Origin of the sequence: Aquimarina macrocephali (assembly GCF_051627225.1) — a bacterium.
Classification (GTDB): domain Bacteria; phylum Bacteroidota; class Bacteroidia; order Flavobacteriales; family Flavobacteriaceae; genus Aquimarina; species Aquimarina macrocephali.
Genome location: NZ_CP151795.1, coordinates 2,489,549 through 2,502,655, shown reverse-complemented (window position 1 = coordinate 2,502,655; position 13,107 = coordinate 2,489,549). Strand labels below are relative to the sequence as shown.

Annotated in this window: 14 protein-coding genes and 1 pseudogene; all 15 read left to right on the top strand. The window is 31.4% G+C overall.

What is annotated here, in order from left to right; translation table 11 throughout:
• Positions 1–40: 40 nt before the first annotated feature.
• The 15 genes and pseudogenes from AAFU52_RS11195 (at position 41) to AAFU52_RS11125 (ending at position 13,025) form a co-directional block, all read left to right on the top strand.
• Complete coding sequence (locus AAFU52_RS11195; protein ID WP_024769853.1) at positions 41–790, top strand: helix-turn-helix domain-containing protein; 750 nt, start codon at positions 41–43, stop codon at positions 788–790.
• Positions 791–920: 130 nt separating this feature from the next.
• Positions 921–1,658, top strand: a pseudogene (locus tag AAFU52_RS11190) (DUF3108 domain-containing protein).
• Between the two features lie 47 nt (positions 1,659–1,705).
• Positions 1,706–2,533 (top strand): alpha/beta fold hydrolase, encoded by an 828-nt coding sequence (locus AAFU52_RS11185; protein WP_024769855.1) that lies wholly within the window; start codon positions 1,706–1,708, stop codon positions 2,531–2,533.
• Between the two features lie 10 nt (positions 2,534–2,543).
• A complete protein-coding gene (locus AAFU52_RS11180) occupies positions 2,544–4,370 on the top strand; it encodes a serine hydrolase domain-containing protein (RefSeq protein ID WP_161635272.1) in 1,827 nt (608 codons plus the stop codon).
• Between the two features lie 68 nt (positions 4,371–4,438).
• Positions 4,439–5,317: a hypothetical protein gene (locus AAFU52_RS11175; protein WP_024769857.1), complete on the top strand. Its 879-nt coding sequence runs from the start codon at positions 4,439–4,441 to the stop codon at positions 5,315–5,317.
• Between the two features lie 24 nt (positions 5,318–5,341).
• A complete protein-coding gene (locus tag AAFU52_RS11170) occupies positions 5,342–6,130 on the top strand; it encodes a PhzF family phenazine biosynthesis protein (RefSeq protein ID WP_024769858.1) in 789 nt (262 codons plus the stop codon).
• 197 nt (positions 6,131–6,327) lie between these two features.
• Positions 6,328–6,732, top strand: coding sequence for a hypothetical protein (locus AAFU52_RS11165; RefSeq protein ID WP_438426435.1), 405 nt, complete (start codon positions 6,328–6,330; stop codon positions 6,730–6,732).
• 487 nt (positions 6,733–7,219) lie between these two features.
• Positions 7,220–7,882, top strand: a complete 663-nt coding sequence (locus AAFU52_RS11160) for a hypothetical protein (RefSeq protein ID WP_438426434.1) — start codon at positions 7,220–7,222, stop codon at positions 7,880–7,882.
• Between the two features lie 68 nt (positions 7,883–7,950).
• Positions 7,951–8,697, top strand: coding sequence for a hypothetical protein (locus tag AAFU52_RS11155; protein WP_024769862.1), 747 nt, complete (start codon positions 7,951–7,953; stop codon positions 8,695–8,697).
• A gap of 48 nt (positions 8,698–8,745) precedes the next feature.
• Positions 8,746–9,660 carry an NADP-dependent oxidoreductase gene (locus tag AAFU52_RS11150; RefSeq protein ID WP_024769863.1) on the top strand — a complete coding sequence of 305 codons (915 nt, stop codon included), beginning with the start codon at positions 8,746–8,748 and terminating at the stop codon, positions 9,658–9,660.
• Positions 9,661–9,796: 136 nt separating this feature from the next.
• On the top strand, positions 9,797–10,189 hold the full coding sequence (locus AAFU52_RS11145; protein ID WP_438426432.1) for a hypothetical protein: 393 nt from the start codon (positions 9,797–9,799) through the stop codon (positions 10,187–10,189).
• A gap of 136 nt (positions 10,190–10,325) precedes the next feature.
• On the top strand, positions 10,326–10,904 hold the full coding sequence (locus AAFU52_RS11140) for a Crp/Fnr family transcriptional regulator (RefSeq protein WP_438426431.1): 579 nt from the start codon (positions 10,326–10,328) through the stop codon (positions 10,902–10,904).
• Positions 10,905–10,980: 76 nt separating this feature from the next.
• Positions 10,981–11,874 carry a DMT family transporter gene (locus AAFU52_RS11135; protein WP_024769866.1) on the top strand — a complete coding sequence of 298 codons (894 nt, stop codon included), beginning with the start codon at positions 10,981–10,983 and terminating at the stop codon, positions 11,872–11,874.
• An 83-nt stretch (positions 11,875–11,957) separates the two neighbouring features.
• Complete coding sequence (locus AAFU52_RS11130) at positions 11,958–12,278, top strand: YdhR family protein (protein ID WP_024769868.1); 321 nt, start codon at positions 11,958–11,960, stop codon at positions 12,276–12,278.
• 78 nt (positions 12,279–12,356) lie between these two features.
• Entirely contained in the window at positions 12,357–13,025 is a 669-nt protein-coding gene (locus AAFU52_RS11125) for a type 1 glutamine amidotransferase domain-containing protein (protein ID WP_035091322.1), read from the top strand.
• Positions 13,026–13,107 lie beyond the last annotated feature (82 nt).

Genomic DNA, 13,107 nt, shown 5'->3' with positions numbered 1-13,107 from the left:
AATATAAATAAACGTGAGTAACAAACTTAAAGTATTGAATATGATCTACCACCAACAAAAAGCGAATGCCATTTTGAAACCCTATATCAGATGTTTTTGGTGGTTAGATAACGATTCATCAAAAAATATAGATTACACAATTTTGCCTGACGGTTTTTTTGATATTATCGTTCGCTTTGATAATTACGAATACGATAGTACAGTGCTAACCGGAACATATACAAAAGAGATTGAAGTGGCAATCCCACCAAATCATCAACTTTTCGGAATACAATTCAAATTACTAGCTGCGGAATATATATTCGGTGAAAGTATTGCTCCATTATTAAACTCCGAAAAAAAGTTACCCAATAATTTTTGGGATCTAAATATGTTAGATTTTTCCGAAAACTTAGAAACTATTGATAAGTTAAGTTCAATAATAAGTCATGAAATTGATAAGCAAAATAATCTAGACAACCGAAAACTTCATCTTTTTAGGTTATTAAGCCAAACTAAAGGCAATCATAGCGTGAGTTATTTTGCTGATAAAGTGTTTTGGTCTAGTAGGCAAATCAACAGATATTTTAATAAAATGTTCGGGCTTTCACTAAAAAGCTATTGTAATATATTACGATGTTCTGCATCATTCAAAGACATCAAAGAAGGAGATTTATTATCAAACCAAAACTATTACGACAGATCCCATTTTAATAAAGAAATAAAAAAGTATACCAATCACACTCCGAAAAACCTATCTAGCAACGAAAACGACCGATTTTTACAAATTTCTATCATACCCAACAAGTAACTTTGTGGTGTTACGAAACATAATAAACTGGGAATGGATAAAGAAGTACTTGCTTGGAAGAACAAAGGCCAAAGAGTAGATATAAATGGTCATCAAATATTTTACATAACAACAAAGAATATTTAAGCAAATGAAAAACGCACTTTACATTTTACTATTTACGATTGGAACTTATATTCAGGTATTTAGTCAAGAAACATTATTAAGTCCAATAAATAATTCAGCTATCAAAAAACTTATGAAGTCCGAAACATCGGAGATGAATTGGTTTATGATTAACGGCTCTGATAAGATGCAAATAGGAAAAGTACAAACAGAAATTCAGAAAAAAAAAGATAATGTATGCATTATAACAATGGTAAACATGACACAGTCAACTACAAAATGGATTGACAGTACCGTTGTTGGAATACAGAACTTTGAGCCTAAATATCATTCGTCATACAATCAACAAAGAGATATGGTATTAAAATTCGGTAAAAAAATTACTGGTTATTATTTAGATAAAAAAACAGATACCAAAACAGAAATTGCTGAAGAGCCTAAAACCTCTTTTTTTGATAGCAATTTCTATCCTCAATTAATAAGATTTCTTCCCTTAAAAGATTCATAATCAAACACTATTTCAATTTTTAACTATAATCCCACAGCCGGAATAGGCGTGATTACTGCAACAATTAAAAATACAGAAGAAACGACTTTTAGTTTTAATGGGAAAGAGAGACAAGTTTGGAAAGTTGAAACTACCGATGATATTTCAAACAACACTGCCATAATTACCTATTACATTGACACGTCAACTAGAAAAATACTCAAACAGGAAATTGATTTTGATGGCAGAAAGATGTTGATGGAATTAATAGAATAGCGGAAATTTTGCATCAATAAAAACGAGTTGGCAGTAAGATAAAATGAATGAAATTAATAATAAAAATTATCCAAATTTTCTCAAGTAAACTAGTTTCAAAAATTGCTTATAAGTTTATGAGTAACCCAAGAACTAGAAAATTAAGGAAATCAGAAGAGAAAGTTTTAAATGAATCATCAATAAATAATATAAAATATTTAAACTTTGAAATCACCAAATATGAATGGGGTATTGAAAATACTAAAATAGCCCTACTTGTTCACGGTTGGGAAGGTCAAGCAGGCAATTTCGCATCGGTAATAAATGTGCTTACAAAAAATAACTATAAAGTTATTGCATATGACGCACCTTCTCATGGCAGAAGTTCAAAAGGTAGCACGAATATGTTTCAATTTTCAGATTTCCTAGAAACTGAAGTTCTAAATTTTGAGCCTCATTTAATCATTAGTCATTCTTTTGGAAGCGTTAATACAGCAACTCTATTAAGGAAAAATCCTAGCTTAAAAATCCCTTTATGGATTTTGGTAACTACACCGCACAGGTTCATTATGAGAGTCAATGAAATGTCCAATCATTTTGGATTAAATTCCAAAACTAAAAATGAATTAATCAAACGAATTCAAAATGATACTCAAGAAAACATAAATCAACTTGATATGGCAATCTATTGCAGTGAATTAATAAATTTAAAAAAAGCAGTAATTGTTCACTCAAAAGAGGATAAAGTTTTACCAATTGAAGGAGCAAGAAATGTTTCAAAATCATTTAATAATTGCAGTATGATTGAATTAAATAATTTAGGCCATTATGCTATTTTATGGTCAAAAGAACTAAAAGAAATTATAGATAAGAATACTACTGCCAAAAATGTATAAAAATAAAATTATGAAAAACAGTATCTCAATCCTTTTCATCATATTTCTTTTTCAGTCATGTGCCAAAAAATCAAAGATTGATACGACCAGTAATTTAATTAAAAAGGTGGAAGCTGGTATCCCAAATCGATCATACATAGCAGGCGATTCAACATGGACTATAGAAGAACGTATGGAACACTATGGGGTTCCAGGTGTTAGTATTGCTGTAATACATAATGGCAAAATTGCGTGGACTAAGGGTTACGGTGTCATGAATAAAGAAGATGATTCTCCAGTGACCGAGCAAACACTTTTCCAAGCATCATTACTTAGCATGCCTGTAACTGCATATGGTGCATTACGTCTTGTAGAACAAGATAAAGTCACATTAGATGAAAACATTAATAGCTATTTAAAATCCTGGCAATTACCAGACAATGAATTTACTAAAGAAAGGAAAGCCACCATAAAAAATCTTTTGAACGGTACTTCTGGAATAAACCTTCACGCCATTCCAGGATATAGTACAGATGAATCTGTACCAACACTTGTAGAGGTCTTAAACGGAATTTCTCCGGCAAAAAATGAGCCAGTTACCGTAAATAAGGAGCCTGAACTTGATATTTTGGCTGGAGCTTATACGATCATTCAACAAATGATGATAGACATTGAAGCTGAAAAATTCCCAGAGCTTATGGATGAGTTGGTTTTACAACCTTTAGAAATGAGCAATAGTACGTTTAACCAAACGCTTTCTTCGGAACAATTAACGATGGCAGCAACGGGTTATTTAACAGATGGTTCTATGGTAAAAGGCAAATGGCATACCCATCCAACAATGGCTGCAAACGGATTATGGACAACTGCAGAGGATATTGCAAAATTTATTATTAACATACAGCAAACCCTAAAAGATAATAGTAATAAAAGCTTATCAAAAGACATGACGGCACAGATGTTTACAACATCTGGATATAAGAGTAAATATTGGCCAAATTTTAAATATGGACTAGGGCTTAGTATTGAGAATAAGAAAAAAGACATCTACTTTGGCCATCACGGATGGAATAGAGGATTTTTTAATTTAATGACAGCTCATAGAGACAAAGGCTATGGTGTGGTTGTGTTAACCAATTCCACTATTCCAGCTTTCAATCATGAAGTGATTCGCTCTGTTGCCATGGCTTATGAGTGGGATAATTATGTTCCGGTACATCAAAAGATGGAAATTAAACAGTCTTTAGTCAATAAAATTACGGGAAGATACATGGAAAATGGTAGGGTTGTAGAAGTTTTTCAAAAGGACAATCTTCTATTCACTAAAAATATACTTGACGTAGAAGCAGAAGAATTAGTCAAAGTATCGGATAGTAATTTTGTGAGAAGAAATTCCAGCCGACTTATCCAATTCAATCCAAACTCTGAGAATGAAAAACTCAATTTGCTTTACATAAATGCAAACAATGGAACAATAGCTTCAACTTTTGTCAAGATGGATACTGATAAAAAAGAACCCGTGGAATTTCTTCTTGAAGGTGATTTTGAAAAAGCACTTAAAGCATATAGAACCTTAATTGAAAAGGAACCTGCTTATCCTACAGCTACTGAAGACTATTTAAATAATCTAGGGCATAGTTTTTTTAATGAGGGTAGAATAGAATTATCACAAGACATTTTTAAAGTGAACATGATGCTCCATCCAGATAGTTACAAAGTATACGATAGTTATGCAGAAGCCTGTATGAAAGCAGGAGAAACTAATTTGGCCATTTTAAACTACTCAAAATCACTTGAATTAAATCCTCAAAATAAAAATGCCAAGGATATGCTTAAGGAATTACAAAAAAGCGAATGAAACGAACTTTTAGAAAATAGCAATTAACAAATTGTCACTAAACATTTATAAAAATAAAAATTTAAACAATGAAAAAACTACATTTTATTTTGACACTTGTATTTGTACTATTATTAAATGCGTGCAATACTAAAAAACAGAAAGTAAACGATTCTGATTTTCCACTCTTAGAGAATCCCTTTTTTGCACAAAAACCACCAGGTTTAATTCCTGAAGCTTTTGCTCCTGGTATTGTTTCTATAAAGCACAGCGATCAAGCAACTGCCTTTTCACCCGATTTAAAAGAGATTTATTTCCGTAGAACTGATGAAGAATTAGAAAAGCATGCGTTGGTTGCCATTCAATACAAAGATAATCTATGGACCGAGTCTTTTGCGGTACCCAATGGGGGCGAGATTTCTCCTAACAGTAAGATTATGCATATAGGAAACGAATATAGAGAGCGAACCCCTTCTGGCTGGTCAGAGGTGAAAAGTCTTGGCGCACCGTTTGATTCTATTCCCATTATGCGCCTTACGGCTTCATCTAATGGAACTTACTATTTTGATACGTCACCCTTTTACGATAAGTCAGCTGCAGTAGGAAGTATTCGTTATTCACGACTAATAGACGGCATACATGAAAAACCGATAACATTGGATATTGATATGGAAACAAGGAAATTCCACCCATTCATAGCTCCAGATGAATCCTATTTGATCTGGGATGTTCAAGAAAGAGAGGGCGGATTCGGTAAACTTGATATGTATATTAGTTTTCGTAAGAAAGATGGCTCATGGGGCGCTGCAATTAATTTAGGAGCTCAAATAAATACAGAACTCTCAGAAGGATCTGGCAGTGTGACATCAGATGGGAAATACTTTTTCTTTACACGGTTTCTTAGTAATGGCAAGAAAAATACAATGTGGGTAGATGCTCGGTTTATTGAAGCACTCAGATCCCATTAACTACTCATTTAAAAAAATCAACCTATGAAATTAAAATATTATCAGATAGATGCTTTTACTGATAAAATATTCAGTGGAAATCCAGCAAAAGTCGTACAACTAAATGAATGGTTAGAAGATGGATTACTTCAGAATATTGCACGAGAAAATTCAGTTGATGCAACTGCTTTTTTTATTGATAAAGGAGACAATATTGAATTAAGATGGTTTACGCCTGACTTAGAACTTGATTTATGTGGACATGCCACCCTTGCAACGGCTCATGCACTAACAACAATTTTAGGTTATGCCAAAGACAGAATAACTTTCAATACCAAAAGTGGACAATTGTTTGTTTATGTCAAAAATAACTTATACGAAATGAATTTACCTGAAAGGAATCCTATTGAAGCTGAATTGCCAAATTTCATAAAAGAATCTCTTAACAAACAACCTACAGAAGTTTTAAAATCAAGAGATTATATTTTAGTGTATGAAAACGAAGAAGATGTAAGAAATATTAGAATAGATAAAAACACGTTTGACAAGGGAAATATTGACCCAGGAGGCGTTGCAATTACAGCTAAAGGGAATCATTCCGATTTTGTATCAAGATTCTTCATTCCTCAAGCAACAATATTTGAAGACCCAGTTACAGGTTCTGCTCATGCTTCATTAACTCCCTATTGGAGAAATGTATTAAATAAAAAAGAAATGTCAGCAATTCAGTTATCGACTCGAAAAGGAAAGTTGTTTTGTACCAGTAAAGAAGACAGAGTCTTAATAGCTGGAAAAGCTAAAACGTATTCTGATGGGATAATAAGAATAGAATAAACTGACTACAACAATTTGCATATGCACCTTTCGGAGTGCAAACGCATCATACAAGAGATGTTATAAATGGGTGTCAAAATCATGATGTCCATTTATAAAAAATGTGATGATAAAATTCGCGATAAGATTCATTATGATTAAAAGTATACAAAGAATAAAAGATTTGAAAGAACAATTAACAGATTAAAAATATAAATATGAACACAAAAATAGTAATGACCTCAAGTGCCATACTCTTGGCGGGTATTGGAATCCTGCTTTCATTTTTACCAAATGAAGTAATAGAATATTTAAATATAGAATCAAATATTATTACAATACTCTTTTTGAATTTATTGAGCGCATTATACTTGGGTTTTGGACTATTAAATTGGATGGCAAAAGGAACGCTAATAGGTGGAATCTATAACAAACCAATTGCAATTGGAAATCTAATGCATTTTGGAGTCGGCGCAATTGGTTTAGCCAAAGTTGCTTCTAAAATCAAAACCAATTCAGAAATAGTTATTTCACTTACTGTGGTATACTTGATTTTTGCGGTTCTTTTTTTCTATATATTTAGAAAGAATCCGACTAAAATGGGAAAGAAAAAGCAACCATAAGCAAAAAACACACCAGGCGCTTTATACAAGAGGTTATTTGTATGTCAATATAAAAAAAAGGGAAATAATGAGTCCGAAAACTGCTATTAAAATAATGTTATGGATGCTTATAGTAATAATACTTTTTCATTTAAGTATTATTCTAAAAATAGTTCCATATGAAATAACTTGGGGCGGGAGGCTTAAAACTGACGCTGAGATGTATATTTTTGAAACTATTTCGATACTAATAAATCTTTTTTTATGTGCCACCCTTCTTATTAAAGGGGAATATATAAGAGAGTTTATATCAATGAAAATTATCAATATTACGTTATGGATCTTCTTAGTATTATTTGTATTGAATACTATTGGAAACATATTGGCTAAAACTAATTTCGAGAAGTTTTTCACTCTGTGGACACTAACTTCTGTAATTCTAATTTGGATAATTCTATGTGAAAACAAATGCGATAGACTTAAAAAGTACCTTAACACCTAATAGAAAATGACAAACTTTAATGTATTATTATTAATTATTTTGGGAACAATTTCATGTTCAAACCAAAACAATCCTAAAACTACTATAGATGATGGTGTAAGTCAGAACTCAATAACTTACCAAATATCAAATCCAACTGTTTTTAGTAACGTACCTGAACAAGTCGAGAAATCCAGTTTTAATACTATCAGTACTAAAAAAGGTTTTATAACATCTAAATTCACTTCCAATCTTGGTAAATTTCAAGATGCCAAAAATTTTGATTTGAACTTGCAAATCAGAAGGCAAACAGAGAACCCTCTCTTTGAAGCAGGTTCTTTTAATTTAGCAGGACCCGAAATCATAATAGAAGCTCTTATCTCTCCGAAAAACAAAACATTTGCAGTTGTTAATGCCATCAGTATAAAAGAGTATGATATACAAAAATCTTTAGGCAACTTGAATCAACTCAAAGATAAATTTGTTTTTTATGAGAATTCGAATAATAAGTTGATTATTGAAAAGGTAAAAGACATAAAAAAAATAAAGAATGTTCCTGGTAATGTAAAAATGGGTTCTCAACTATTAGAAGGATATGCTTTAATCCATTTAATGGAAATAAACTCTAATGAAGTTTTCTCTATAAAATTAGATTTTAGCATGATCAATGATATTAGAATAAGAATATGATTTACAAAAATATTACATATAGGAATTACACTATTATCAATTTTGTTTTAGCCTAAGAATTAAAAATAATGAAAAAAGCACCCCTATTCATAATTATAATATTATTCACAAACTGCTCTATACCTAGCGAATATGATTCTCACATGAGGAGTGTTTCCGAAAAAGGATATGGGGTTATAGTTACTAAAATAACTCAACATGATAAACTTCAGGTACCTGTTAATGCAGTTACAGATACTATTCGTATGTATCCTTCAATACCTGGATCATATGATAATACTACTTCATTGCGAAATTCTAAACAAATCCCAAAATCAAAACTTCCTAATTACTTAACATTTGAATATCAATATATTCAAATGTGTGATTGTGCCGGAGTTAGTAAAAGTAAAACAGTAAATTTAATTTACATCGGAGATAGTTTTTCAAGAGAGAAGGGAGATATTGAAGAAGTAAGTCAAGAAACGGCAGATTTCTATTTAAAAAGAGGTAAATCAGGCTTCACTTTAGCTTCACTGTCAAATAAAAAATATAATGAAGAAAATATTTTAAAACAATATGAGAAAGAACTTAAAGTTGCCAAAGTTTATTATCAAAAATATAAATGTAAAACACAAATACTCATTGATGCATTAAAGTTCACTAAAACCGTAGATTTAAGACCCTATAAAAACTCAAAAGAAATAAAAAAATTCAGAAAAAGAAATAGAACTGCAGCAGGTAGTTATTATACAACAAGAATCACCTATCAGTTCTATGATAATGGCGAAATTAAATTAGCTTTAGAAAATTCCACCACTAACCCGTGGAAATAACTTTTGCTAACAACGCTGACTGTTGCACAACTAAAAAAAATAGTAATTATGAAAGCAATAATCGCAAATAAAAAGGGGATCGAAAACATAGAAATAAGAGAAATAGACATCCCAAAAATTCGACAAAACGAGGTACTTATAAAAATAAAGGCTATAGGTGTTAACCCGGTAGATTGGAAAGGTGTTGAAAGTGGTGAATTTGGAAGTTCTTATATTTTAGGATCTGATATCTCTGGTATTGTAGAAGGAATTGGAAATAAGGTTACTAAATTCAAAAAAGGGGATGAAGTAATAGGATCATTAGATTGGAATAAACAAGGTGCATATGCTGAATTTGTTGCTAGTGAAGAAAGGTTCCTAACAACCAAGCCTAAAAATTTGACATTTATAGAGGCAGCTGCAATTCCTATGGCTAGTCTAACCGCTTGGCAAGGAATTTTTGATAAATTAGGGCTTTCTAAAAATGAGAAAATAGTAATTCAAGCAACTGCTGGTGGTGTTGGTCTTTTTGCCTTGCAATTTGCAAAATGGGCTGGAGCATTTGTAATCGCAATAGCATCAGAAAAAAATACTGCCTTTTTAAAATCACTAGGTGCTGATATGGTTTTAGATTATAATAAAATTGACTTTTCTGAAACCTTGGAAAATATTGATGCTGTTTTTGACAGTGTTGAAACCGCAGAGGAATCATTCAAGATCTTGAAAAAAGATGGAAAATATGTAGGAATATCCTCATTATCTACTCCAATTTCAAAAAAGCTTATTGCTCAATATGACGTGACCGCGACAAAATATTTATTTAAATCAAATAATAAGCAACTAAAAGAAATTGTAATGTTAATTGAAAATAGCGATATAAAAATATTTATTGACAAGGTTTTTTCGTTTTCAGAAGTAAAAAAAGCTCTCAAATATCAAAAAAATGGACATTCAAGAGGTAAAAACATAATTGTGCCTGATTAAACTACTTTGGTGGGATTGCTTTAAATGCGTTTTATTTTAGACCAAAAACCATAAAAAGGAAACAGGTTCAACTGAATAAATTGATAGCTCAACTAAAAGGCTTAAAAGAACAACTAACAGATTAAAAAAGATAATTATGAATACAAAAGTAGTAATGACTATAAGTGCCTTGTTTATGGCAGTTATTGGAGCCCTGCTTTCATTTTTACCAAATGAAATATCCAACTTTCTTAATATTGAACCCAATAATATTACCATACTATTTTTGAAAATACTGAGTGCCTTATACTTCGGTTTTGGACTATTAAATTGGATGGCAAAAGGAACGCTAATAGGTGGGATTTACAATAGACCAATTGCGATTGGAAATCTAATGCATTTTGGAGTTGGTGCAATTGCTTTGGTTAAAGTTGGTTTAAACATCCAAACGCATTCAGTAATTGTTATTTCACTCGCTATAGTGTACATAATTTTCGCAATTCTTTTTTTCTATATCTTCAGAAAGAATCCGACTAAAACGGAAAAGTGAAAATAAGAAACTATTGCCAATAGAATTTAATGAACAAGAATAATTAGAAATTAAAAAAGGTGGTCATAGAACAATAATTGTACAAATGATACTTCTTACTTTCACATCGTAGATTAATTAACTCTAAAAATTAAAAGTGTATCAAGAACTAGAAAAACACATAAAAAGTCACGGAAAAATAGGACAAAAAGAATTACAGCAAATAACTGCCTGTTTTAAACCTTTGAAAACAGATAGAAATGAAATGCTGTGTAATATTGGCCAAACATGTAAATATTTTTATTTTATATGTAAAGGCTGCCTACGAATGTACGAGATTGATACCAAAGGAAATGAAGTTACAGGCTATTTTGCATTAGAAGACAGTATAATGTCTGCCATAACAAGTTTTGTTTTACAAAAACCTTCAAGAGATTTTTTAGTATCACACGAAGCTTCAGAACTATTAGTGATAGGTAGAGAGGATTTTTTTAAGTTAGTAGATACTGTTCCACAATTTGCAACAATATATCATCAATTTATAGAATTTGCATTTATTCATTCACAAATGCGAATTTATAGTTTTTTAGGGATGGAAGGAATTGACAAACTTAAATGGGTTATGGAGCACGAACCGAAATTACTGTCCCGTATTTCGAGTAAAGCAGTTGCATCTTATTTAGGCATGACTAATTCTACGTTGAGTAAATTACGAGCAAAATTGAATAATATGTAAATGTTGTCATAACACAATTTCTATTGCTTCAAGTATCTTTAATTTCTCATCTTTATACTTGTAAAGTATTTAATCTATGAAAGCAGTACTTTACTTAATTCTCGCAACTATTTTTTTAGGGCTAAATTTTCATTTAGCAAAAATAATACTACATGAAGTTAACTTTATTGAAGCTGGTTTTTGGCGCTTCTTATTTGGAGTTGGAGCATTAGTTTTTTTAGGATTTAAAAAATTACCTAACTCACAATTAATCACTAAAAATATAAAGGGTATTTCTTTAACAGGGTTCGTCGGTCTCTTTGGCTTTAATATATTTTTCTTTCTAGGATTAATGAATAGCTCTGCTGTTAACGCAGCTCTCATTGTAAGTTTAAATCCTGCGTTAACGATTCTTTTTTCACATAAAATATTGAAAACATCCATTAAAAAAACACAAGTTCTTGGTGTTTTCATTGCTTTTATGGGAGTTACGTATGTCATCTTAAATGGGGAAGTTACCAACCTCAAAAACCTTCAATTTAATTATGGAGATATTCTCATATTAATTGCTAATGTATTTTTCGCACTACATCATGTTTGGGTTAAAAAATATGGCACAACAATTTCGAATTTAAATTTCACCCTTCTAACAAGTTCTTGTTGTCTAATAGGTTTCTTAATGCTAATACCAATTAGTGAAATGGAAGTGATTACAACACACACAAACGGTTTTTGGATGGCTACATTTGGAATTGGGTGTTTGGGAACTGCTCTAGCCTATTTTTTATGGCAAAAAGGAGTTAAAATTACTGGAGCAGATAAAGCAGGGATTTTTATGAATATTGTTCCTTTGTCAGCAGCAATACTCGCTATCTTTTTTAACGAAAGCTTACATACGTATCACCTTATTGGAGGCTTTATTATTATTCTAGGAGTGCTCATTACAAGAAATAAACCCTCCAAATCTAAAATTCATAAACCGTTGTCATAAGACAACTTTTAAATCTTCAATACTCATCAACTTTGTATGGTCATTTGGCAATTCAGCTAGATGATTAAAAAACATAAAAAAACATGAGTGAGTTAAAAAAAGTTTTCGTTTACACAGAGTTGCAAATTTCGGTTCCATTTACAGAAGTTCCTTGGAAAAAAATTAATGAAGGAATTAAAAAACAAGAAGGTTTTGTTAGAAAAACATGGCTTTCAGGTTTAAATTCTAACACGGTAGGTGGTTTATATGAATTTAGTTCATTAGAAAGTGCTCAAAAATTCGCATGGGACTATTTTCCAAATGAACCAAGAGCTTTTGGCGTAAGCTTTCAAACAAAGATTTTTGATGGGGAAATTGTGGAAGACGCAAGTAGAGACATGAAATCACCACATTATAACTACTAATCTATAATAGTATTAGATAGAGGAAACTCTAGTCTAAAAACTAGAGTTTCCTCTATTCTCAATTTAAAAAAAAATTAAATGAAACATATACTCTTTATTGTGACCAGCACCGATATAACTGGTACAGGGAAACACCCTGCTGGATACGAATTTTCAGAAATTGCCGATCCTTATTTTGAATTTATTAATGATGGATACACAGTAGATTTCGCAAGTATTTTGGGAGGAACCCCACCATTTGTAGGCTACAATTCGTCCCAAAAAATCAGCAAGAAGTTTAAAGAAAGTAATGGATTTAAAAGACTGAATTTTAGTCATAAACTAGTTAATGTAGACATTGATGCATATGATGCTATTTTCTTCCCAGGCGGTCTCGGATTAATGACAGATATGGTCGATAATCCATTGGTTAAAAAAATCATTAAAGAAACCTATGAAAATGAAAAAGTTATTGGTGCAGTATGTCACGGACCAAGTGCTTTACTCAATGTTATTCTATCAGACGGTAGCAACTTATTAGAAGGAAAAAAAATTAACTCGTTTACAAAAGCAGAGGAGGATATTGATAAGCATTTATTAGGAGATGTAATCCCGTTTATGCTTGATGAAGAATTGATAAAACAAGGGGCAATATTTTCGCATACGTCACCTTTTGAATCATATGTTGTTGCAGACGGAAGCATAGTGACTGGTCAAAATCCAGCATCTGCATCATTTGTAGCCATTGAAATGATAAAACTACTATAAAAGAAATTAAATAATCAAAAGTATTATTTATTACCACATCTCATATTGATTTAGTTAATTCGGGATTAAAAAGGGAGGTGAC